This window comes from Massilia sp. DD77 (assembly GCF_036961685.1).
In the GTDB taxonomy this organism is placed as follows: Bacteria; Pseudomonadota; Gammaproteobacteria; order Burkholderiales; family Burkholderiaceae_D; genus Telluria.
Window position 1 is genome coordinate 70,320 of record NZ_JBAMDH010000018.1, and the last position, 22,280, is coordinate 92,599.

The 22,280-nt window shown below is 67.4% G+C and carries 17 protein-coding genes; 9 read left to right on the forward strand and 8 right to left on the reverse strand.

What is annotated here, in order from left to right; all coding sequences use genetic code 11:
- Window positions 1-16: 16 nt before the first annotated feature.
- The 3 genes from V7778_RS12665 to V7778_RS12675 are packed head-to-tail and all read right to left on the reverse strand — an operon-like array spanning window position 17 to window position 4,445.
- Complete coding sequence (locus tag V7778_RS12665; protein ID WP_335555707.1) at window positions 17-2,434, reverse strand: ABC transporter permease; 2,418 nt, start codon at window positions 2,432-2,434, stop codon at window positions 17-19.
- Between the two features lie 10 nt (window positions 2,435-2,444).
- The gene (locus V7778_RS12670; RefSeq protein ID WP_335555708.1) at window positions 2,445-3,125 is read right to left on the reverse strand and encodes an ABC transporter ATP-binding protein; all 681 of its coding nucleotides are present in this window, start codon (window positions 3,123-3,125) and stop codon (window positions 2,445-2,447) included.
- Between the two features lie 36 nt (window positions 3,126-3,161).
- Entirely contained in the window at window positions 3,162-4,445 is a 1,284-nt protein-coding gene (locus tag V7778_RS12675) for an efflux RND transporter periplasmic adaptor subunit (protein ID WP_335555710.1), read from the reverse strand.
- Window positions 4,446-4,656: 211 nt separating this feature from the next.
- On the opposite strand from V7778_RS12675, the gene V7778_RS12680 reads away from it, so the two are divergent.
- Both V7778_RS12680 and V7778_RS12685 read left to right on the forward strand, forming a co-directional pair.
- Entirely contained in the window at window positions 4,657-6,003 is a 1,347-nt protein-coding gene (locus V7778_RS12680; protein WP_335555712.1) for a sigma-54-dependent transcriptional regulator, read from the forward strand.
- Complete coding sequence (locus V7778_RS12685) at window positions 5,993-7,222, forward strand: sensor histidine kinase (RefSeq protein WP_335555713.1); 1,230 nt, start codon at window positions 5,993-5,995, stop codon at window positions 7,220-7,222. Before V7778_RS12680 ends, V7778_RS12685 begins: the two co-directional genes overlap by 11 nt.
- On the opposite strand, the gene zwf is transcribed toward V7778_RS12685, so the two are convergent.
- Window positions 7,223-8,689, reverse strand: a complete 1,467-nt coding sequence (zwf, locus tag V7778_RS12690) for a glucose-6-phosphate dehydrogenase (RefSeq protein ID WP_335555715.1) — start codon at window positions 8,687-8,689, stop codon at window positions 7,223-7,225.
- 393 nt (window positions 8,690-9,082) lie between these two features.
- Between zwf and V7778_RS12695 the strand changes: the two genes are divergently transcribed.
- The 4 genes from V7778_RS12695 (at window position 9,083) to V7778_RS12710 (ending at window position 16,086) form a co-directional block, all read left to right on the forward strand.
- Entirely contained in the window at window positions 9,083-10,510 is a 1,428-nt protein-coding gene (locus V7778_RS12695; protein WP_335555716.1) for a glycoside hydrolase family 30 protein, read from the forward strand.
- Between the two features lie 270 nt (window positions 10,511-10,780).
- Window positions 10,781-13,519, forward strand: a complete 2,739-nt coding sequence (locus V7778_RS12700) for a TonB-dependent receptor (RefSeq protein ID WP_335555718.1) — start codon at window positions 10,781-10,783, stop codon at window positions 13,517-13,519.
- Window positions 13,520-13,530: 11 nt separating this feature from the next.
- Window positions 13,531-14,976: a glycoside hydrolase family 30 protein gene (locus V7778_RS12705; protein WP_335555719.1), complete on the forward strand. Its 1,446-nt coding sequence runs from the start codon at window positions 13,531-13,533 to the stop codon at window positions 14,974-14,976.
- Window positions 14,977-15,006: 30 nt separating this feature from the next.
- Window positions 15,007-16,086: a LacI family DNA-binding transcriptional regulator gene (locus tag V7778_RS12710; RefSeq protein WP_335555722.1), complete on the forward strand. Its 1,080-nt coding sequence runs from the start codon at window positions 15,007-15,009 to the stop codon at window positions 16,084-16,086.
- Here V7778_RS12710 and V7778_RS12715 read toward each other — a convergent pair.
- From V7778_RS12715 to glf, 3 genes are all read right to left on the reverse strand, one after another.
- Entirely contained in the window at window positions 15,980-16,708 is a 729-nt protein-coding gene (locus V7778_RS12715) for a hypothetical protein (protein WP_335555724.1), read from the reverse strand. The genes V7778_RS12710 and V7778_RS12715 overlap by 107 nt on opposite strands.
- Entirely contained in the window at window positions 16,705-17,469 is a 765-nt protein-coding gene (locus tag V7778_RS12720; RefSeq protein ID WP_335555725.1) for a hypothetical protein, read from the reverse strand. The genes V7778_RS12715 and V7778_RS12720 overlap by 4 nt, the downstream gene beginning before the upstream one ends.
- Before the next feature lie 129 nt (window positions 17,470-17,598).
- Window positions 17,599-18,753, reverse strand: coding sequence for a UDP-galactopyranose mutase (gene glf / locus V7778_RS12725; RefSeq protein WP_335555727.1), 1,155 nt, complete (start codon window positions 18,751-18,753; stop codon window positions 17,599-17,601).
- Window positions 18,754-18,948: 195 nt separating this feature from the next.
- Here glf and V7778_RS12730 point away from each other — a divergent pair, with 195 nt between their 5' ends.
- Complete coding sequence (locus tag V7778_RS12730) at window positions 18,949-19,632, forward strand: SOS response-associated peptidase (protein ID WP_335555729.1); 684 nt, start codon at window positions 18,949-18,951, stop codon at window positions 19,630-19,632.
- Window positions 19,633-19,636: 4 nt separating this feature from the next.
- On the opposite strand, the gene V7778_RS12735 is transcribed toward V7778_RS12730, so the two are convergent.
- On the reverse strand, window positions 19,637-20,665 hold the full coding sequence (locus tag V7778_RS12735; protein ID WP_335555731.1) for a DUF4380 domain-containing protein: 1,029 nt from the start codon (window positions 20,663-20,665) through the stop codon (window positions 19,637-19,639).
- Window positions 20,666-20,819: 154 nt separating this feature from the next.
- On the opposite strand from V7778_RS12735, the gene V7778_RS12740 reads away from it, so the two are divergent.
- A complete protein-coding gene (locus V7778_RS12740) occupies window positions 20,820-21,467 on the forward strand; it encodes a zinc ribbon domain-containing protein (protein WP_335555733.1) in 648 nt (215 codons plus the stop codon).
- 99 nt (window positions 21,468-21,566) lie between these two features.
- Window positions 21,567-21,746 carry a hypothetical protein gene (locus tag V7778_RS12745; RefSeq protein ID WP_335555735.1) on the forward strand — a complete coding sequence of 60 codons (180 nt, stop codon included), beginning with the start codon at window positions 21,567-21,569 and terminating at the stop codon, window positions 21,744-21,746.
- Window positions 21,747-22,280 lie beyond the last annotated feature (534 nt).

Genomic DNA, 22,280 nt, shown 5'->3' on the forward strand with positions numbered 1-22,280 from the left:
CCGGCGTCAGCCTTCCCTATTCGCGCAAGGCCAGCGCCGGCCGGATCCGCATCGCCGCCAGCGCATGGCGCGCGGTGGAGCCCAAGGCAACCAGGCAGGCCACCAGCAGTGCGCCGGCAATGGTCCAGGCGCCGATCGGCGCGCGTTCCGTGAAGCCCGCGAGATAGCGCTCGATGGCGAGCCAGGCGGCCGGTAGCCCGATCAGGGCGCCCACGCCCAGCAGGACCGCAAACTCCCTGCCGACCAGGCCGGCAATCGCGCCCTTGCCCGCGCCATACAGCTTGCGCAGCACGATCTCGCGCGCCTTGCGCTGCACGCTGTAGGCCGCCAGCACGTAGATGCCGAAGGCGGCGATGGCGGTTGCGATCACGCTCGAGGCCCCCAGCAGCTTGGCCAGGCGCAGGTCGTCCGCGTAGTTGAGGGCGAACATGCCGGCGGCGCGCTGGACCTCCAGCACGTCGTTCGGGAAATGGCGTGGCCACAGCTCCTCGATGGCGCGCTTGACGTCTTCCTGGCGCGCGCCGCCGTCCTCGGTGCGCACGCTGAACACCGGGGTGCGAGTTTCCAGGAAGTAGACGGTGGCCTGCATCGCTTCGCGCGCCGAGCGGTGGCGGATGTCGGGCGCCACGCCGATCACCTGCATCGGCGTGCCGGAGCCGTCCGGCTGGCGCACGTACTTGCCGACCGCGTCCTGGGCGCTGGCGAAGCCGAAGCGGCGCGCGCCGGCCTCGTTGATCACGATCTTGTCCTCGTCCTCGGCCTTGTCGCGCCCTGGGTCGTAGAGCCGGCCCGCGACCCGCTTGAGGCCGTAGACGTCGAAGAACTCGGGGCTCACGTAGAGGGTGCTGATCTCGACCGCCTCGCCGCCGTCGCGGCGCAGCGCGGTGCTGTTGCGGTTGACCGTGACCGGGGCGTCGCTCTGGGCCACCCCGGTCACGCCGGGAACCCGCAGCAGGGCGTCGCGGAAAGCGCGCACCCTGGCGTTGCGCATGTCCTCGGATGCCGTCAGCACCAGCAGCGGCGCCGGATCGAAGCCCGGGTCGAGGCTGGAGGCGTAGCGCGTCTGCCAGGCCACGGCCAGGGTCATGCCGGTCAGGCCCATGGCGGTGGCGAACTGCAGCACCGTCAGCACGCGGCGCAGGCGCAGGCCGCCCACGGTCTCGCTGTTGCCGCGTCCCTGGAGGGCGGCAGTCGGCAGCACCTTGAGCGCGGAGAAGGTCGGATAGGCGCCGGCCAGCACGCCCAGCAGCACGCCGGTCGCCAGGCTCAGGCCGATCGAGAGCGGCGTGAACATGCGGTCCAGCTCGCGCTGTACCAGGTCGGCGAACACAGGCAGCAGCAGCCAGGCCAGCAGCAGGCCGATCGCGGTGGCGATCAGGCACACCAGCACCGACTCGGCCAGGAACTGGCGGCTGACGGCGCCGGCGCCCGCGCCCAGCACCTTGCGCACCGCGATCTCGCGCTGGCGGCGCAGGGTGCGCACGGTGGCCAGGTTGACGTAATTGGTGGCGGCCAGCACCAGGATCAGCAGGGCCACCGCGGCCAGGCCGAAAATGGTCTTGCGGTTGCCGTGGCGCTTGCCGCCATCCTCCACGTTCGGATCGAGGTAGGCCTCGGCCAAGGGCCCCAGGCGGAAGCTGATCATGTCCTGGCCGTTCAGGGCCGCGATCTGGTCGGGCGTCTGGCGCTGGTAGAAGCTGGAGGCCAGCATGGCGCGGCGCACCGAATCGATCACCGGCGCGGCGTCGGCGCCGGTCGGCAGCTTGACGTAGACCGGCCCGTGCGAGGAGCCCCAGTTGGTGGTGACCAGGCGCCGGTATTCCTCGTTCCATACCGAGGTGCGGGTGCCCGCCAGGGCCGCATAGGGGAGGGTGGTGGCGGCCGGCTGGTCCTCGAGCACGGCGGCGATGTGGTAAGGGCGGCCCGCCACCTGCACCGTCTTGCCGACCGCGTCCTCGCTGCCGAACAGCTTGACGGCGGTCTCGCGGGTGAGGGCGAAGGCGTCCGGCCGGGCCAGCGCGTCGGCCAGCTTGCCCGCGGAGACAGGCGGCTTGAAGATCTGCTCGAAGGCCGGGTCGACCACGGTCAGGCTGATGGTCTGGACCTGGTTCCCCACGCGCACGTCGATATTGCGCTCGATGAAGGTGGAGGCCAGCACCGGCACGCCGCTCTGGACCACGGCGTCGCGCGCCGGCAGGCTGCTGGCATTGCTCCAGTGGCTGCTGGAGGCGGTCGGGTGGTTCCAGTGCTGCATCAGGCGGTAGATCTGGCCGCGTTCCGGGATGTGGCGGTCGTAGGACAGCGAATGCGCCACGTAGCCGAGCAGCAGGAAGCAGGCGGCGAAGCCCACGGCCAGGCCCAGGATCACCACCGCCGAATACGCCGGTTCCTTGACCAGCAGGCGCCAGCCGATGCGAAAATCGCGCAGGTTCATGCGGCTCTCCTTACGCCGCCTGCAGCGCGTCGACCACCACGCGGCCGTCGAGCAGGTGCAGGGTGCGCGAGGCCTGGGCCGCGTGCGCCGGCGAGTGGGTGACCATGACCACGGTCGTGCCTTCTGCGTTGATGGTGCGCAGCAGGCGCATCACTTCGTCGCCGTGAGCGGTATCCAGGTTGCCGGTCGGTTCGTCGGCCAGCAGCATGGCCGGCCGCGCCACCAGTGCCCGTGCGATCGCCACCCGCTGCTGCTGGCCGCCCGAGAGCTGCGAAGGCCGGTGCGCCGCGCGGTGGGCCACGCCCAGGCGCTCCAGCATCGCGGTCACGCGCTGGCGCCGTTCGGCGGCCGGGGTGCCGGTGTACTCCAGGGCCAGCTCCACGTTCTCGAAGACGCTCAGCTCCTCGATCAGGTTGAAGCTCTGGAAAATGAAGCCCACGCGGCCGCGCCGCAGTTCGTTGAGTTTCGACTCGCTCCAGCCGGCCACGTTCTGGCCCTCGAACCAGTAGGCGCCCTCGGTCGGCACGTCGAGCAGGCCGAGCACGCTCAGCAGGGTGGACTTGCCGCAGCCCGAGGGGCCGGTGATGGCGACGTACTCGCCGGCGGCGATGTCGAGGTCGATGCGGTCCAGGGCGGTGGTCTGGACTTCGCCCGCGACGTGGATCTTGCTGACGCCTGAGAGTTTGAGCATGGTGCTTCCTTTGTCTTCTTTGGTTGGCGGTATGGGTTAGGGATTCAACTGCAGCAGTTCGGCCTTGCCGAAGGCCGCGTAGCTCGAGGTAATGACCTGGTCGCCGGCCTTCAGGCCGGACAGCACCTCGACCTGGCTGTTGTTGCGGCGGCCCAGGCGCAGCGGCTGGCGCCTGGCCTCGCCGCCGCCGGGCGCGAGCACGAAGGCCCAGGCGCCGCCGCTGTCGCCCAGCCAGGCGCCGGTCGGCAGCATCAGGGCCGGGGCCGGCTGGCCCAGGGTCAGGCGCGCGTCCAGGCTCTGGCCCGGGCTGATCACGTCCGGCTGGGCGCCGGTGAAGACCAGTTCGGCGGTGAAGCGGCCTTCGCGGATCTGCGGAAAGACCGTGCGCACCTTGACCGGATACACGCGCTCGCCCTGGACCACGCCGCCCTGGAGCCCGACCGACACCCGGCTCAGGTAGAACTCGTCGATCAGCACGGTGAGCTTGAAGCGCTTGGGATCGTCGATGCGGCCGATGTGCTGGTCGGGGCGCACGGTTTCGCCGACCTGCAGGCGGAAGTCGGTCAGCACGCCGTCGCTGGGCGCGCGCACGGCCAGCGCGTCGACCGTGGCGTCGACCAGCTGCAGGCCCGATTGCAGGCCGCGGATCGCGGTTTCCATCTGCTGCAGCCCTTGCCGGCGCACCCGCTCCTCGGTGGCGATGCTGTCGCGCTCGACCTGCAGGGCGCGCTGCTGCTGGGCCAGCTTGTCGCCGGACTCCTCCAGGGCCACCGAGGAGATGAAACCCTGGGCGGCCAGGCGGCTGTTGCGGGCGTACTGCTTGCGGGCCTGGTCCAGCGCGAACTCGAGGTCGGCGATGCGGCGCTGGTGGTCGGTGCGGCCGGCCTCGTGGGCCACGCGCAGGGTGGCCAGGTTGGAGATCTGCTGCGCATGCTCGGCCTGGCGTTCCAGCAGTTCCAGGTTGCGCTGCGGGTTGGACAGGCGGAACAGCAGTTGGCCCTTCTTCACCGGATGGCCGTCCTGGACGAAGACTTCCTCGACCCGTCCGGATTCGACCGAGTCGAGGATGATGGAATTGAGCGGCTCGGCGGTGGCGCGCACGACGATGTCGTCGCGGTAGACGCCGCTCACGGCGCGGGCGGTGCGCAGGTCCTGGCGCGCTACCTGCAGGCCGTGTGGCATCAGCTGCCAGGCGGCCCAGGCCAGCAGGGCGAGGACGGCGATGGCCAGGACGATGCGCAGGGCAAGCCGGCCGCGGCGCCTGGGGACCACGGTGTCCATGGCGGCGCCGGTGACTGCGTGTGGGGGAATGCGGTCCATGCTGGCTCTCGAAACGAAATGCCTTCGTATTTGCAAGCTCCGTGCCAGTGCCTTTTCGGCCATGTTTTCGTGTTTTTCCGCGCTGTACACGGGGAAAGTGTCCGGATCCGGACAGGTGGTGGTGTGCGCTTCCGGACAGGCGTCCACCGCCTGTCCCCAGGGCGCCAGGGCGCTGCTAGAATGGCAATCCCGTCCCCGACCGCCCAGCCCGATGGCCGATTCCACCGCCCACATCCTGATCCTCGACGACGACCGCGACGTCGCCTGCGCGGCGCAGATGCTGCTGCGCCGCCGTCACGGCGCGGTCGAGACCCTGGACGACCCCGCAGGGCTGGATGCACTGCTTGCGGCGCGCACGCCGGACGTGGTGCTGCTCGACCTGAACTTCACGCCGGGCCGCATCGACGGCGCCGAAGGCCTGGGCGTGCTGGACCGCCTGCGCGCGCTGCCGCGCCCGCCCGCCGTGATCGCGCTAACCGCCTACGCGGACGTGCCGCTGGCGGTGGAAGCCCTGAAGCGCGGCGCCGGCGACTTCATCACCAAGCCCTGGGACAATGCGCGCCTGGTGGCGGCCGTCGACGGCGCCCTGGCGCGGCGTGCGGCCAGCGCGGCCCCTGGCGCCTCCAGCCTGATGGGCGACTCGGCCGCGATGCGCGAGGTAAAGGCCATGATCGCCAGCGTCGCGCCGACCGAGGCCAATGTGATGGTGCTGGGCGAGAACGGCGTGGGCAAGGAACTGGTGGCGCGCGCCATTCACCAGGCTTCGCGCCGCGCCGGCGCTACCTTCCTGGCGGTGGACATGGGCGCGCTGCCGGAATCGACTTTCGAGAGCGAGTTGTTCGGCCACCGGCGCGGTTCCTTCACCGACGCCAAGGCCGACCGCGCCGGACGCTTCCAGGCCGCGCGCGGCGGCAGCCTGTTCCTCGACGAGATCGGCAACATGGCCTTGCCGGCCCAGGCCAAGCTGCTCACGGCCCTCGAGCGGCGCGAGGTGACGCCCATCGGCGCCGACCGCGCCGAGGCGATCGACGTGCGCATCGTCAGCGCCACCAACCTGGACGAGGCGCGCCTGTTCGACCCGGCCGTATTCCGGCCCGACCTCCTGTTCCGCCTGAACACCATCGTGATCCGGGTGCCGCCGCTGCGCGAGCGGCGCGACGACATTCCCGGCCTGCTGCACCACTACCTGTCGCTCTACGAGACCCAGTACCAGCGCCCGGTGCGCGAGCTGGCGCCGAATGCGATGGAGCGCCTGTGCGCCTGGTCGTGGCCGGGCAATGTGCGTGCGCTGCGCCATGCCTGCGAGCGCGCCGTGATCCTGGCCGGCCAGCCGGAATACCGCTTCGAGGACTTCGGGCTGACGGCGCCTGCCGCGATACCGGAAGCGACCGCGGCGCCGGAGCCCGTGGCCGAGGACAGCTTCAAGCTGGGCGCGCTCGAACGCGACACCATCGCCGCGGCCCTGGACAAGGCCAACGGCAACATCAGCCTGGCGGCGCGCATGCTGGGCCTGAGCCGCGCGGCGCTCTACCGCAAGCTGGGCAAGCATGGCATCTAGGCGCCTGCGGGCCGGCGTCGTGCTTGCGGTTTCGGGCGTGGGCTTGCTGGCCTGGGGCGCGGGCAGCTTGCGCGATTCGCCGCGCCTCGCGGTCCTGTGCCTGCTGGGCGTGCTGCCCTGCCTGATGCTGCTGTGGGGCTGCCTGCGCCGCCTGGAGGCGCCGCGCCCGGCGGACACGGTCACCGGCTACGGCGCCTTGAACATCGAGCAGCAAAGCCTGGTCGACAACGCCCTGGCGCTGGAGGCGCGCCTGGAATTCGCGCCCATCGCGCTGTTCCGCATCGAGGGTGCGGCGGGTGCGGGCGCCGTGGCGCCGCTCAACGCCATGGCGCGCAAGCTGGTGGCGCCAGGGCGCGCGACCGATCCGGCCGGGCTCTACGCCGAGCTGGCGGCCCAGCCCACTGAACGGCGCGCCACCTTGCAGTTCGAGACCGAGCGCGGCGGCGAGCGCGCCCTGGTGGCGGTGGCCTCGGTGGCCCTGCACGGCAAGCCCCAGCGCCTGGCGGCCCTGATGCCGGTGGAAAGCGAGCTGGAAGCCGAAGCGCTGAACGCCTGGCGCCAGCTGGTGCACGTGCTGACCCATGAGATCATGAATTCGCTGACGCCGGTGGCCTCGCTCTCGCACACCGCCTATGAGCTGGTGCGCGAAGCCGAAGGACTCGATCCCGACATCAGCGCCGACCTGGGCACGGCCCTGGACGCGATTCGGCGCCGCGCCGACAGCCTGGTGGCCTTCGTGGCGAGCTACCGCAGCCTGTCCAACGTACCTGAGGCGCATCCGGAACGCATCCGCATCGCCGGGATGTTCGAGCGGGTCGCAGCGCTGGTGAATCCCTTGTGGCGCGCGCGTGGCGGCGAGGTGGTGTTTTCGGTGGAACCGGGTTCGATGGAGCTGGTGGCCGATCCCGGCCAGCTGGAACAGGCCTTGATCAACCTGCTCAAGAACGCCTTCGAGGCGACGGCCGGCATCGACAAGGCGGGCGCGCGGGTGAGCGCGCGCCTGGTGCGCGGCGCGCGCTTACGGATCGAGGTCGCGGACGACGGGCCGGGCGTGCCCGAGGACGTGGCCGCCCACATCTTCACTCCCTTCTTCACCACCAAGAAGCAGGGCGGCGGCATCGGCCTGGCGATGGTCCGCCACCTGGTGCACGCCAACGGCGGCACCGTGCGCTACGCCCGGCCGGTCGGCAAGGGCGCGCGCTTCATTATCAGTTTTTGACTATTCGACCCACGCGAAGCCGTCGCGCGCCAGCAGCGCGAAGGACTCCGCAGGCCCCCAGGAACCGGCCGCATAGGCATGCGGTTTCTCGCCCAGGGTGCCCCAGCCTTCGATGATCGGATCGGCCCAGGCCCAGGCGGCCTCCAGCTCGTCGCGGCGCATGAAGTGGGTCAGGCGGCCACGCACCACGTCGATCAAGAGGCGCTCGTAGGCTTCGGCGCGGCGCTGCTGGAAGGCCGATTGCAGGTCGAGGTTCAAGGTCACCTGCTGCATCTGCATGCCGCTGCCCGGCTGCTTGGCCATGATCTGCAGCTTGATCGCTTCCTCGGGCTGGAGCTCGATGACCAGGCGGTTGGCGACGCCGCCCGGCGCGTCCGGGAACAGCGGGAAGGGCGGGTTGGCGAATTCGACCACGATCTTGGACGAGCGGCGCTGCATGCGCTTGCCGGTACGCAGGTAGAAGGGCACCTTGGACCAGCGCCAGGTATCGATGTGGGCGCGCAAGGCGACGAAGGTCTCGGTCTTGCTGTCCGCCGGGACGTTCTTTTCTTCGTGGTAGCCCGGGACTTCCTGGTTGCCGCTGACGCCATGGCTGTACTGTCCGCGTACGGTGTCGCGGGCGATGTCGGCCAGGGTCAGGCGGCGCAGCGAGCGCAGCACCTTCAGCTTCTCGTCGCGCACCGCGTCGGCGTTGAGCGAGGTCGGCGGCTCCATGGCCACGATGCACAGCAGCTGCAGCAGGTGGTTCTGCAGCATGTCGCGCATGGCGCCGGTGCCGTCGTAGAAGCCGGCGCGGCTGCCCACGCCGATCTCCTCGGCCACAGTGATTTGCACGCTCGAGATGTTCGGCGCGCGCCACAGCGGTTCCAGGATCGAGTTCCCGAAGCGCAGCACCATCAGGTTCTGCACGGTTTCCTTGCCCAGGTAGTGGTCGATGCGGTAGATCTGCGATTCGGCAAAGTGCTTGCCGACCGCCTCGTTGATCTCGATCGCCGAAGGCAGGTCGTTGCCGAGCGGCTTTTCCAGCACCACGCGCGACTGCGCGTCGACCAGACCGGCGGCGGCCAGCTTGTCGCAGATGGTGGTGAACAGCGAAGGCGCGGTCGACAGGTAGAACACGCGCTGGGCGCCGGCGCGCGTGGCCTGGGCCAGGGCGGAGAAGTCCGGCGCTGCCTGCACGTCCAGGCGCACGTACTCGAGCAGCTTGAGGAAGCCGTCCCAGGTCTTTTCGTTGAAATTGTTCTCGCTGATGAAGGAACGCGAATGCTCCCCGACATGGGCGAGGTAGGTCTCGCGGTCGAAGTCCTGGCGGCCAGTGGACAGGATGCGGGTCGTGCCCGGCAGGTTGCCGTGCAGGTAGGCCATGTAGAGCGCCGGCAGCAGCTTGCGCATCGCCAGGTCGCCCATGCCGCCGAAGATCACCATGTCGAGGGGAAGGCCGTTTTCAATCTCAGTCGAGGGATTCATTTCGTGTGTGCAGTAAAGAGTTAAATGGTCGCCCGCCGCGCAGGGCGCATGAAGCGCCGCGCCGCCGGGCCGGCGGAGCCGGATGAAATCCTCTGCGGCGTCCTGCACACGGTAGCAGGAAGGCAGTGGAGAGCGCGCTCGTGGCAAAGGGCTTGTGGCCGGCCGGAGGCGCAGGGATGGGGTAGCAGGTCAGTCTGCCCGGATGTGTTCATGTCCGCAGTCAGCTTTCAACCTAATCAATCATTCGTAAATGATAACCGTTGTAGCCGCTTGGTGTGCGGGAGGGCAGTAGAAGCTTTTTCTGGATGCGCGTGTTTTCGTGCTGGCGAGCATGGTATATTAAATTGGCAACGTTTCCAATTATATCCACCCCACAACAAGGAGACATCGACGATGGAAATAACGAGCACGATACTGCGCCGCGCCGTACTGGCGACGCTGCTGGGCGGCTGCCTTCCCCATGCGGCCGCGAACAGTGCGGTCCAGGCCTGGGTGACCACCGGCGACCAAAGCAAGCTGCTGGCGCGCGAGGCGGACGCCCGCCTTGGCAAGGTGAACACCGCCGGCACCGTGATCGAGATCGACCCAAGCAAGCGCTATCAGGAGTTCCAGGGTTTCGGCGCCTCGATCACGGACGCCTCTGCTTACCTGATCCAGCAGCGCATGAGCCCGGCGCAGCGCGAGGCCCTGCTGCGCGAGCTGTTCGGGCGCGATCCTGGCCTGGGCCTGTCGTTCACGCGCCTGACCATCGGCGCCTCGGACTTTTCGCAGACCCACTACAGCTTCGACGACATGCCCCCAGGCGAGCAGGATCCGGAACTGAAGCGCTTCTCGATCGACCCGCAGCGCGCCACCGTGTTGCCGACCGTGCAGCGGGCGCTGGCGATCAATCCGCAGCTGAAGGTGATGGCCTCGCCCTGGAGCGCCCCGGGCTGGATGAAGACGAGCGACAGCCTGGTGAAGGGAGCGCTGAAGCCGGAAGCCTATGACGCATTTGCCCGCTACCTGGGCCGCTATGTGGGCGCGATGAAGGCCGAGGGCGTGCCCATCTTCGCGCTCACCCTGCAGAACGAGCCGCACTTCGAGCCGGACAACTATCCCGGCATGCGCGTGAATCCGCCCAGCCGCGCCGCCTTCATCGGCGGCCATTTGGGCCCGCTGCTGGCGCGCGAGCAGCCCGGCACCACGGTCTTCGACTGGGACCATAACTGGGACGAGCCGGATTCGCCCGCCGCCGTGCTGGGCGACGCGGCGGCGGCGAAGTACGTGAGCGGCGTGGCCTGGCACTGCTACGCGGGCAATGTGGCCGTGCAGGCCCAGGTGCATGCGAAGTTCCCGGACAAGGACACCTGGTTCACCGAGTGCTCGGGCGGACGCTGGTCGCCGGACTGGGCGAAGAACCTCATGTACTTCACCCGCACCCTGGTGATCGACACTACGCGCGGCTGGGCGCGCGGCGTGCTGCTGTGGAACCTGGCCCTGGATGAGAAAGACGGCCCGCACCTGGGCGGCTGCAAGGATTGCCGCGGCGTGGTCACCATCGATGCGCGCACCGGCGAGGTCACGCGCAACGTGGAGTACTACGCACTGGGCCACGCCAGCCGCTTCGTCAAGCCGGGCGCGCATCGCATCGCGTCGAGCGAGGCGGCGGGGGAGCTGGCCAACGTCGCATTCCGCAACCGCGATGGGTCGATGGCGCTGATCGTGGCCAACGGCGGTAAGGAAGCGCGCGCTTTCTCGGTCCGCATTGGCAAGCAGGGCTTCCGCTATGCGCTGCCGGCCAACAGTGTCGCTACCTTCAGCTGGAACGACAAGCGGTGAGGGCGGCGCGGTGTATTCACAATTGGATTGACAATGCATTTCCAGCAAGACCATAATGTGACGTAAATTTTGGCAACGTTTCCAATCTTGCGCTGAGGATTGGCAACGTTTCCAAATAATAAAGGAACCGTCGACTGCCTGTATGCATACGAAGGCAGCAAATCGTTGGCAACGCTCCCGCCGCAGCTTGGGCTGGACCTGTTGCCAACTATTTGGCCGCAAGTTGGCAACGTTTCCAATTTCTTTTATTATAAAACACTGGAGACCGATATGACCCGTTTTGGCAAGACCGAGAGCAACACCGCGTCGACCGGCGCGTTCGCCGTCACTCCCATCGCCGCCGCCTGTGCGCTGCTGCTGTGGAGCGCGGCGGTGCACGCCCAGGCCCAGGAGCAGGCGCAGCCGGGAGAGGAGACCCCCGCCCAGGTGGTCGTCACCGGCATCCGCGGCAGTATCGAAAGCTCGATCGCGATCAAGAAGGAATCCGATTCCATCGTCGAGGCCATCACCGCCGAGGACATCGGCAAGCTGCCGGACGTGTCGATCGCCGAGTCGATCGCGCGCCTGCCCGGGCTGACCGCCCAGCGCGTGGCCGGCCGCGCCCAGGTGATCTCGCTGCGCGGCCTGGCGCCCGACTTCGGCGTCACCCTGCTCAACGGCCGCGAGCAGACCAGCACCAGCAATGACCGCAGCGCCGAATTCGACCAGTATCCGTCTGAGCTGCTGAGTGGCGTGACCGTCTACAAGACCCCTGACGCCAACATGACCGCGGCCGGCCTGTCCGGCACCATCGACCTGCGCACCGTGCGCCCGCTCGACCGCAAGGGCCGCACCATCGCCTTCAATGTACGGGGCGAGCATAACGGCAACGGAGAACTCAACAGCGGCTGGTCGACCAGGGGCAAGCGCCTGTCGGTCTCCTACATCGACCAGTACCTGAACAATACGCTGGGGCTGGCCATCGGCTACGCCCACCTCGATTCGCCGGGACAGCAGAAGGAATACAAGTCCTGGTGGTGGGGCGACCAGAACAACCTGCCGGCCGGGAACGAGGACGTGGTGGCGCTCAAGGGCGCGGAAGTGACCTCGACCTCGCGCAAGCAGGTGCGCGACGGCCTGATGGCGGTGATCGACTGGAAGCCGGGCCGCGAGGTGCGCTCGACCCTGGACCTGTACTATTCGCGATTCGACCAGGAAGAAATCATGCGCGGCATGATGTGGAACTCGCACCAGTGGAGCGCCGTCACCTACCGCAATCCGCAGATCGAGACCATCGGCGGCGTGCGCCTGCTCACCGGCGGCAGCCTGGTCAACCTCGAGCCCATCGTGCGCAACGACTACAACGAACGGCGCGACGAGATGGCCGCCGCCGGCTGGAACACCAAAGTGCGCCTCAACCAGCGCTGGACGGCGGACGGCGACCTGTCCTGGTCTTCGGCCAAGCGCCGCGAGACCACCTCCGAGACTTACGCCGGCCTGGGGCCGGCTGGTTCGGGCGTCACCGACAACGACTTCCAGTTCCGGATTCCGGTCGGCGCCGGCCTGCCGCAGTTCACCCCCAGCATCGACTTCACCAACCCCGGCATTATCAAGCTGACCGACGTCGGCGGCTGGGGCCACGACGCCACCATGCACCACCCGCGCGTGGAAGACCGCCTGGGCGCGGCCAAGCTGCACTTGCGCGGCGAACTGGATGGGTTCTTCCGCGACGTGCAGGCCGGCCTGAGCTACTCCAAGCGCGACAAGTCGCACGAGGACGTGTCCCAGACCTACTGGCTGAAGAACGATCGCGCCCTGAGCACCGTCCCGGCCAACATCATCCAGCCGACTACCTCGCTGTCCTGGGCCGGTATCCCGGGCGTGCTGAGCTTCGACCCCCGCGCCGCGCTCGACCAGTTCTACGACAAGCGCCCGGTCGACACCGACGTCGCCCAGCAGGACTGGGCCGTGACCGAGAAGCAGAGCATCGGCTACCTGCGCCTGGGCATCGACACCGACCTGGGCCCCGTACCCTTGCGCGGCAACCTGGGCGTGCAGTACGTGCACGTCGACCAGCAGGCCGAGGGCAAGGCCGTCAGCGGCAATGTCATCACGCCGCTGCGCGACGGCCACTCTTACCACGACGTGCTCCCCAGCCTGAACCTGAACTTCGACCTCGGCAACTACCTGCACGACACCTACCTGCGCCTGGGCGCCGCCAAGACGGTGGCGCGGCCGCGCATGTCGGACATGCGCGCCGGCGTCTCGGCGGGCGTGGACGCAACCACCCGCATGTGGAACGGCAATGGCGGCAACCCGCAGCTGGAACCCTGGCGCGCGAACTCCTTCGACCTCTCGCTCGAGCACTACCTGGGCAAGGGCAGCTATCTCTCGGCCGCCTACTTCTTCAAGGACCTGAAGAGCTATATCTACAACCAGCAGCTCCCCTTCGATTTCACCGGCTTCCCGAATTCCAGCGCCGTGCTGCCGCTGACGAACATCGGCACCATCAACCAGCCGGCCAACGGCCAGGGCGGCTTCGTGCGCGGCATCGAGCTCACCGCGGCCCTGCAGTTCGGCATGCTGTGGGAGCGCCTGGACGGCTTCGGCGTGCAGGCCAGCGCCTCGGGCACCGAAAGCTCGATCAGCCCCAATGGACCGGGCACCACCGAGAAGCTGCCCGGGCTGTCGGGCGTGGTGGCCAACCTGACGGTGTTCTACGAGAAGCACGGCTTCTCGGCGCGCGTGGCCCAGCGCTACCGCTCAGCCTTCCGCGGCGAGGTCACCGGCCTGTTCGCCCAGCGCGCCTTCAGCGAGATCCTGGCGGAGAAGCAGGTCGACATCCAGCTCGGCTATGAATTCCAGGACGGCCCGTACAAGAACCTGTCCTTCCTGCTCCAGGTGAACAACCTGGGCAACGAGCCTTACCAGACCAAGCAGGGCAGCGCCTTCGCCAGCGGCGCCTATGCGCCCGAACGCTACACGACCTACGGCCGCCAGGTGCTGTTCGGCGTGAACTACAAACTGTAATCGGAGAGCGGATGACAACGAAACGACAGACGATACGCATGGTGTGCGGCGCTGCACTGATGACGGTACTGGGCGCCCAGGCGGCGCCCGGCGCTCCTTGGCAGGTGGTGACGACGGCCCAGGGCAGCGGCCAGCGCTTCGCCGTGCAGGCCCTGGGCACGCCGCGCCCGGCGGGACAGCCGCTGGAAACCGAAACCGCGGTCTTCGTGGACACGCGCCAGCGCTTCCAGGAAGTGTTCGGCTTCGGCGGCGCGGTGACCGACGCCGTGGCCGAGGTGTACGCCAAGCTGACGCCCGCCGCCCAGCGCGAATACCTCAAGGCCTACTTCGATCCGGTTGAGGGCCTGGGCTACAACGTGCTGCGCACCACCATCCACAGCTCGGACTTCAGCAGCGGCAGCTATACCTATGTGAAGGACGGCGACCGCTCACTCAGCTCGTTCAGCGTCAAGCACGACGAGCGGCACCGCCTGCCCCTGCTGCGCCAGTCGCTGGCGGCGGCCAAGGGTCACGGCGCCGACATGCGGGTATTCGCCAGCCCCTGGAGCGCGCCGGCCTGGATGAAGTCGAATAAGAGCATGCTGCAAGGCGGCAGCCTGCTGCCGGAGAACCGCGACCTGTGGGCCAGCTACATCGTGCGCTTCGTGCAGGCCTACGAAAAGGCGGGCATCCCGCTGTGGGGGTTGTCGGTGCAGAACGAGCCGATGGCGAAGCAGACCTGGGAATCGATGATCTACACCGCCGAGGAAGAAACGCGCTTCCTGGGCGACCACCTGGGGCCGGCGCTGGCGCGCGCGGGCCTGAAGGACAAGAAGATCATCGTCTGGGACCACAACCGCGACCTGCTGCCGCAGCGCGCGGCCCACATCCTGAACGACCCCAAGGCGCGGCCCTATGTGTGGGGCATCGGCTTCCACTGGTACGAGACCTGGGCCAAGGGCCAGCCGATGCACCGCAACGTGGCGGCCGTGCACGCCGCCTATCCGGACGTACCCCTCTTGATGACCGAGGCGACGGTGGAGAAGTTCGACCCGGCGCGCCTGCAGGACTGGGCCAACGGCGAACGCTATGGCCGCGAGATCATGGCCGACCTGAACGCCGGCGCGGCCGGCTGGATCGACTGGAACATGCTGCTCGACAGCCGGGGCGGGCCCAACCACGTGGGCAACTTCTGCTTCGCGCTGCTACATGCGAGCGACGACGGGAAGCTGGTGTACACCCCGAGCTACGCCTACATGGGCCACTTCACGCGCTACATCAAGCCGAAGGCGCGCCGCGTAAATGCCACCACGAGCCGCAGCACCTTGGACACGGTGGCCTTCCGCAACCCGGACGGCTCGCTCGCCATCGTCGTCATGAACAAGACGGCCCAGGCGCAGCGCTACCGGCTGATGGTCGACGGCTTGGAAACGGCGGTCGAGATTCCGGCCCGCGCGATCCAGACTGTGTTACGTTAAGCAAACGCTCACCATCGACGAGGAAGGCCTGTGCCGACGATCAAGGACGTAGCCCGCCTGGCGGGGGTGGGACTGGGAACCGCCTCGCGCGTGGTGCGCGGCAAGGGCTCGGTCTCGCCCGCCAAGCTGGAACGGGTGAAGCAGGCGGTCGAGGAACTGGGCTACCGGCCCTCGCACGCCGCGCGCTCGCTGCTGTACGGGACTTCGCGCATGATCGGCGTCTACATTCCCATGCTGTCGGGGACCTTCTACACGGCGATCCTCAAGATCGTCGATGCGGAGCTGCGCGCGGCCGGGCTGCACATGATGATCGCCTTCGGCGCGGGCAAGGGCGAGGCCAGGCAAGAAGCGATCGACGGCGTCAGCCAGTTGATCGCGCGCGGCTGCGACGGCGTGATCGTGCTGACCAGCCCCCTGGAGGAAGCCGATCTGGCCCTGTTCGGCGCGCGCCGCGAGCGCCTGGTCGCCCTCAACTATGGCTTCGACAGCATCCCCGAGCAGTGCTTCACGGTCGACCACGTGCAGGGCGGGCGCCTGGCGGCGCGCGCCTTGCTCGACCAAGGACACCGCGAGATTGCCGTGATCGCCGGCCCCTGGAAGGTGCAGGACAACGTCGACCGTATCGAAGGCTTCATGCGCGAACTGGAAGACGCCGGCATCGACACTGCCGGGATGTGGGTGGCCGAGCGCGACTTCTCGTCCGCCGGTGGCTGGTCGGCCGCGCACGAGCTGCTGGCCTCGAAAACCCGCTTCACCGCGCTGTTCTGCGCCAACGACGAGATGGCGCTGGGCGCCATGTCCTGCTTCCACGAAGCGGGCATCCACGTCCCGCGCGAGGTCTCGGTGATCGGCTACGACGACGCGCCCAGCGCGGCCTTTTCGGCGCCGCGCCTCACCTCGGTGCGTATCCCCTGGCGCGAGATGACCCACAACGGCGTGGCCGCGCTGCTCAACCTGTGCGACGGCGGACGCCGGCCGGTGGTGCGGAGCTTCCCGGTCAGCGTCACGGTGCGGGCATCGCTTGGCCCGCCGGGCGCGGGCGTGCCCAGCGCAGCAGAAGCAGCCCGCCCGCCAGCATCGCCCAGGCGGAAGGCTCGGGCACCGGGCTGACCGAGAAGGCGAAACCCGCCAGCTCGGTGGCGTAGCGGAAGCTGGCTTCGGTGTCGAGCGGATTGATGGCCGAGATGACGTACTGGCTGGACGCGTCCGACGCTCGCAAATCGTAGCGCTCGCCGAAGGCTCCTTCGGTCGCGGCCACCAGCGCCTGCTCGAAGCTGATGCGGTTCTCCTCGGCGCCATCGTTGCGCACCGTGGCCCGGCCGGCGATGGTGAGCACCGAGTTGGCGGGCAGGGTGATGCTGCCGTAGCTGCCCCAGGCGAACTCGCTGCTGACCCAGTCGATCGAAGGCTCCGCGAAGGTGGCGACGCCGCGCGCCCCGCCAAGGGTGCCCTCGACCACGACCTGGACAAACGCGGTCTCGCGCCCGACCGAGACGCCTGCTCCGTCCATTTTCTCATCCAGGTCGAGCCGTTCGGCCTCCTGTCCGGTAGCGCTGTAGGCGCGGGCGCTTAGCGTCTGGTGCTGGCCGGACACCGCCAGGGGCAGTTCCGCCCCATCCATCGACCGCAGGCTCACATGGACGTCGCTCAGGTTGAAGCGAATGCCCGCATCCTGGCTCCAGGCGCCGCCGCTGGCCGCCGCCAGCGCACATGCTGCGAGTGCGCGTTTCATGGCCGTGTCCCGCGCAGGCGTCGCCGCGCCGCCGTTCTCAGCGCCATGCCTGTGGCCAGCCCGGCGGCCAGCATCGTCCAGCCGGCGGGCTCGGGCACCGGCGTCACGCTATAGGCGTTGGCGTACAGGTTCGAGTAGTAATAGAAAGTCGCCGCCTCGTCGAGGGGATTGAGGGCGGTGAGGAAGTACTGGCTGGTCGCCCTCGAACCGTCCAGGATGAAGCGTTCTCCGGTGACGCCTTCGGTGCCCGAGATCAGTCCGCGTTCGAAGCCGACGTAGTTGCTGTCCCAGGCCGCCTCGCCGTCGATACTGACCCAGGCGACCATGGTCAGGAATGAGCGTGCCGGCAGCGTGAACGTGGCGCCGCTGCCCCAGATGATGTCGTTGAAACTCGCGTCCAGCACCGTGTCGGCGGCAACCGTCGCACTGACGTCGCCGAAGATGTGGGCAACCTCGATGCGCGAGAAGCCGTCGCCGTAGGACGCTTCCACGCTCACCGGCTTGCCGGGATCGGGATTGCTGTCGAGATGCTCGCCCTCGTCCTCGCCGTAGGAGCGCACCAGCAGGTGCTGGCGCTGGTCGGATAAGGCCAGGGGCAGCAAGCCGCCGTCGAGCGAGCGCAGGGTCACCTGGCTGTTGGTGATCGAGAACGAAAGCCGCGGCGGGGTGGTGGAGTCGGGCGGTGGGGCGGATTGCGCCAGGGAGTTCGGCGCCGCGGCGGCGGAAAGGCTGAGGAATACGGCGGCAAGCGCGTTCTTCATGGCAACCCCGACAATGAAGTGGTGCTTGCCCGATTGTGCGGCGAACGCGCGCGGCCTGGCGCACAGCTGCACCTGCTGGGTAGCGCCCGCGCCACAGCGAACCGGCCGCCGCGGCGCAGGTGGACGCGCTTAAGCCAGCGGATCGATCGTGAAGGCCGGCATCGCGGCCTGCTCGCGCGCGCATGCCAGGAACTTGTCCGCCGTGACCAGCGCCTCGTTGATGGTCACGTCCATGTCGAGGTAGCGGTAGGTGCCCAGGCGGCCGACGAAGGTCACGTTCCGCTCCTGGCGGGCCAGGTTCACATACAGTTCCAGCTGCTGCTTGTCGCGCGCCAGGCGGATCGGATAATAGGGAATGTCCTTTTCCTCGCACTGGCGGCTGTACTCCTTGTAGCACACCGTGCCTTCATGGCTTTCCCACGGCGAGAAGTGCTTGTGCTCGGTGATGCGGGTGTAGCGCTCGGCGTCGTCGCAGTAGTTGATGACGGCATTGCCCTGGTAGTCGCCGGTGTCGCGGAACACTTCGAAGTCGAGGGTGCGGTAGGGCAGGCGGCCCTCGGCGTGCTTGAACCAGGCGTCGATCGGGCCGCTGTAGAACACGTGGGCATAGTCGCCCTTCGAGGACGGATCGAAGCGGGTGTTCAGGTGCACGGTGATGCCCGGCACGTCGAGGATGCGCTCCACCAGCTCGGTGTAGCCGTTGGCCGGCATGCCCTGGTACTTGTGGGCGAAGTAGTTGTCGTCGTAGTTGAAGCGCACCGGCAGGCGCTTGAGGATGCTGGCCGGCAGCTGGTTCGGATGCAGGCCCCACTGCTTCATGGTGTAGGTCTTGAAGAAGGCCTCGTACAGCTCGCGGCCCACGAAGCGCAGCGCCTGGTCCTCGAAGGTGGCCGGGTTCTCGATGGTCTTGTCGCCCAGCTCGCGCAGGAATTCCTCCGCCTCGGCCGGACGCAGGGTCTTGCCAAAGAACTGGTTGATGGTCAGCAGGTTGATCGGCAGGGTGTAGACCTTGCCGTTGGTGATGGCCTTGACGCGGTTCACGTAAGGCTTGAACTCGCTGAAGCGGTTGACGAATTCCCAGACGCGCTCGTTATCGGTGTGGAAGATGTGCGGGCCGTAGATGTGCACCATGACGCCGGTTTCGGCGTCGCGTTCCGAGTGGCAGTTGCCTGCGATATGGGGCCGCGCCTCGAAGATCTCGACCTGGTAACCCGCGTGCGCGAGCTGGTTCGCGATGACAGCCCCGGAGAATCCAGCGCCGACGATGGCGATGTTCTTGTTCATGTTTCTTTCCTAAGGTTCAGTTGTTATCCGTTCTGCTGCAGTCGAAGGCGTAATAGAAAATGCAATGCGGGGGCGGTAGAAATGCTGACAAAAATATATCATCGAAGCGGCATTTCATATCGCACAATTGGCAGCGCCGGAAGGAGGGCGCCGCGCTGGTATCATTCCCGTTCCCTTAGAAAATGTGACTCGATCATGTGCGTGAATTACCGGGCGCCCACGCCGGAGCAATTCGGCAGCATCGGCGCCTTCAGCGAGCTGCCTGCCGACTGGCGCTGGCCCGACGAGATCTGGAAGGATTACGCGGCCCCGATCCTGCGCCTCGATGCCGAACGGCGCCCCGCGCCCGCCGTCGCCAGCTATGGCATGGTGCCGCGCCGGCATATTCCGCCGGGCGTGAAGGCATTCGACACCATGAATGCGCGCGCCGAGACGCTTGGCGAGCGGCGCTCCTTCGCGCCGGCCTGGCGCCGCCTGCAGTTCTGCGCGGTGCCGATGACCTGCTTCTACGAGCCTTGCTACGAGAGCGGACGCGCCGAGCGCTACGGGATCGGCATGGAAGACGACTCGCTGTTCTACGTGGCGGGCCTGTGGCGAGAGTGGAGCGAGGCGGATGGCCGCATCGAGGCCTCCTTTACCCAGATCACCATCAATGCCGATACGCATCCGCTGATGCGGCGCATGCACAAGCCGGACGACGAGAAGCGCTCGCTGGTGGTGCTGCGCCCGGAGGAAATCGGCGACTGGCTCGCCTGTCCCGACGTGGAAACGGCGCGCAGCTTCCTGCGCCACTATCCGGCGGAAGGGATGAAGGCCTGGCCCGCGCCGCGCACGGTCGCCAAGGCGGAAGCGCCTTCGCCCAATCTTTCGCTGTTCTAACGCTTTACCAGCCTGTCAGGCCTAACTGGCGCGCGTGCTGGCGCAAGAAGGCCAGATGGGCTTCGCGCGTGGCCGGGCCCTGGTAGGGCAGCAGGGTCCAGTGCTCGGACGCGCGCATTGCCTTGCCCGGCGCCAGCCGCACGAAGGGCGCATGGACTTCCATTTCCAGTACGCCTTTGCCTGCCTCGCCAGGCTGGACTTCGTGATAGAGCTCGACCTGCCCCTGGTCGGGATGGATCGCAGCGCGCGGCTGGAGGCGAAACTGGATCACGAAAGCCTGCTTGCCGTGGAAGGCCGCCATCCAGCCACCCGCGGGCTGGATAAATAGCTTGCCCTTGCGCGCACCGGCATCGGGCGGGTCGAGCGAGAGGATGCCGTCGGCCAGGGTGCTGACCGGGGTTTCCTCCGGCGTCGCCGCTTCCATCCGCACATCTTCTTTCGACGCCACCGGCACGTAGACCCGGGTGTCGGGCCGCACCCGCGTATTGAACCAGATGTCGCGCGCCACCGGCTGGTTGCGGCGGTTGGTGGCGCGCACGTCCAGCTGCAGGCTGTTCGGCCGGCCCTTGACCAGCGCGTAGCGTTTGCGCAGCTGGATACCCGTCACCAGGCTGGGCGGGCTGTCGACCACCAGTTCCGCCGGCGTGCGCTGCACCAGCGCGTAAGGGGCCAGGCTCAGGTAGGGGTCGGGCGGCCAGGGCGCCCTGGCCTTGGCGCGCTCGGGATTCACGGTCTGGTCGGTCCACCATTCCTTTTGCGGCCCCACCCAGACCTCGTGGCCGAGGTAGGGCACGTTGTTACTGAAGGCGTTGAAGCCGGTGTCGGGATTGCCCGCCTCCTCGTCGACCAGCAGGAAATTGGGCTGCCCCGCCAGTGCAAAGGACAACAAGCGCCCACCGGCGGCTTCGCTGGCCAGCACGGTGACCGTGCCATTGTCGATGCGGTGGGCGCGCAGCTGCGCGTTTGCAGGCGCCATCGCCAGTGCGCAGGTGGCGAGGACGGAAAAGAGGGGCGCGAGGCCTGGGCGCGGCATGGTGATCCTTGGTCTGGGACTTCCGAGGATAGCAAAGAAACAAGCCTTTGGCATGACGCTTTTGCCACAGGCCGGTATTTACCGCTGTCTCCCTGTCATGACACGTTGTTATAATATCGCTATCAAAAAACAAGGGATGCCGAGGAGCTACGCCATGTCGGAAATGCAGTTTTCCAATAACTACCGGGACCTGAGCAATTCGTCCGGCGTCGACGCCGGCTTCCAGTTCGAATTCTATTGCGAGCGCTGCAGCGACCGCTGGCGCACCATGTTCCAGCCCTACCGCAGCGGCCAGGCCTCGGGCTGGCTGCAGAAGGGCGCCAGCATGTTCGGTGGCCTGCTCGGCAATGCCAGCTCGGTCCTGCACGGCATGGCCGAAGCGGGCTGGCACAGCGCGCGCGACCAGGCCTTCAAGGAAGCGGTGGCAGCGGGCAAGGCCCACTTCAACCGCTGCGGCAACTGCCACGACTATGTGTGCGGCACCTGTTTCGACGGCGCCAAGGGCCTGTGCTTCAACTGCGCGCCCAATGTCCAGGTGAAGATCACGCAAGCGCGCGCCGAAGGCGAGGTACAGAGCGCTTCCGAGCTGGCCTACGATGAAGGCAAATCGCGCGGAGTGAGGCACGACGCCAGGCAGGAGATGCAGCTCGTGTGCCCGCAGTGCCGCTGCGAGACCCATGGCGCCAAGTTCTGTCCCGAGTGCGGGTTCAAGATGGTGCAGCAGGCGGCGTGCGTGAGCTGTTCGACGATGCTGCAGCCGGGGACCAAGTTTTGCACGGAGTGTGGGACGCGGCAGGGCTGAGCGTGTTGGGATGCCCGCCGTTCACGCGGCAGGCACGAGACAGGCGTCAGGCATAAGGCCTGGGAGGAACTGGTTCGGTGTCGATCTTGCGATTGCAGCATGACCACGGCGCTTGCGCAACGTGAGGCACAGTCAGAAGCCGCACAGCTACCACCGATCGACAGAAATCTTTTTCCAGATCGCGTCCAAGAACACCTTGAACGGCTTGTTGGCTTCCTCAAGAAGGATGTTGTCGTGCTGGTGTTCGCCGCCAAATGGCGCTTGGCCAGGGACGCCTGAGTTCCGATTTGCCGCAGATCGTAAATATCTTCTCGCCTTTTACGCATGATGACTTTCACCTGGCTTGGGCGCCTAGTCCCATACGAGTTCGCTCGGCATTCTTGCATCCCCATCTGGCTCGACGAGATACCATTTCGAAGGCTTGTTCGTGAAGGCGGATCGTGCGACTGCCGAGGGGGCCAGCTCACGATATGTCGAGCCACAGATGTTGATCCCGTCGTGAAACAGCTCGGCGACTGAAGGAAGAGTCGCGAATTCGTACATCCTATCGACATCCGACCATAGTCGGTCCCTGCGAGCGAAGTCGAGTGCCGCCAGGCCGATGTCGTTAAAGGTCGACGCGTCGCGCAGCTTGCAGGCTCGTCCCTTCGTCCAAGCAAACTGCAGTGTCGCATGGGGGGCCTCTGCCGATAGGTAAACGCCGGTACGCGGAGGTGGCTCCCCTGTCCGGGCACAAATATCTTCGCGAATCCTGTACATCGGCCTGGTCGGATGAACCCTGCAAAAACCTCGCGAGCCAAGCAAGAGACTGAA

Bases quoted from the DNA above. Each gene is read 5' to 3' on its own strand.
- V7778_RS12665 (WP_335555707.1), bottom strand. From the start codon at position 2,434: ATGAACCTGCGCGATTTTCGCATCGGCTGGCGCCTGCTGGTCAAGGAA.
- V7778_RS12670 (WP_335555708.1), bottom strand. From the start codon at position 3,125: ATGCTCAAACTCTCAGGCGTCAGCAAGATCCACGTCGCGGGCGAAGTC.
- V7778_RS12675 (WP_335555710.1), bottom strand. From the start codon at position 4,445: ATGGACCGCATTCCCCCACACGCAGTCACCGGCGCCGCCATGGACACC.
- V7778_RS12680 (WP_335555712.1), top strand. From the start codon at position 4,657: ATGGCCGATTCCACCGCCCACATCCTGATCCTCGACGACGACCGCGAC.
- V7778_RS12685 (WP_335555713.1), top strand. From the start codon at position 5,993: ATGGCATCTAGGCGCCTGCGGGCCGGCGTCGTGCTTGCGGTTTCGGGC.
- zwf (WP_335555715.1), bottom strand. From the start codon at position 8,689: ATGAATCCCTCGACTGAGATTGAAAACGGCCTTCCCCTCGACATGGTG.
- V7778_RS12695 (WP_335555716.1), top strand. From the start codon at position 9,083: ATGGAAATAACGAGCACGATACTGCGCCGCGCCGTACTGGCGACGCTG.
- V7778_RS12700 (WP_335555718.1), top strand. From the start codon at position 10,781: ATGACCCGTTTTGGCAAGACCGAGAGCAACACCGCGTCGACCGGCGCG.
- V7778_RS12705 (WP_335555719.1), top strand. From the start codon at position 13,531: ATGACAACGAAACGACAGACGATACGCATGGTGTGCGGCGCTGCACTG.
- V7778_RS12715 (WP_335555724.1), bottom strand. From the start codon at position 16,708: ATGAAACGCGCACTCGCAGCATGTGCGCTGGCGGCGGCCAGCGGCGGC.
- V7778_RS12720 (WP_335555725.1), bottom strand. From the start codon at position 17,469: ATGAAGAACGCGCTTGCCGCCGTATTCCTCAGCCTTTCCGCCGCCGCG.
- glf (WP_335555727.1), bottom strand. From the start codon at position 18,753: ATGAACAAGAACATCGCCATCGTCGGCGCTGGATTCTCCGGGGCTGTC.
- V7778_RS12730 (WP_335555729.1), top strand. From the start codon at position 18,949: ATGTGCGTGAATTACCGGGCGCCCACGCCGGAGCAATTCGGCAGCATC.
- V7778_RS12735 (WP_335555731.1), bottom strand. From the start codon at position 20,665: ATGCCGCGCCCAGGCCTCGCGCCCCTCTTTTCCGTCCTCGCCACCTGC.
- V7778_RS12740 (WP_335555733.1), top strand. From the start codon at position 20,820: ATGTCGGAAATGCAGTTTTCCAATAACTACCGGGACCTGAGCAATTCG.
- V7778_RS12745 (WP_335555735.1), top strand. From the start codon at position 21,567: ATGACCACGGCGCTTGCGCAACGTGAGGCACAGTCAGAAGCCGCACAG.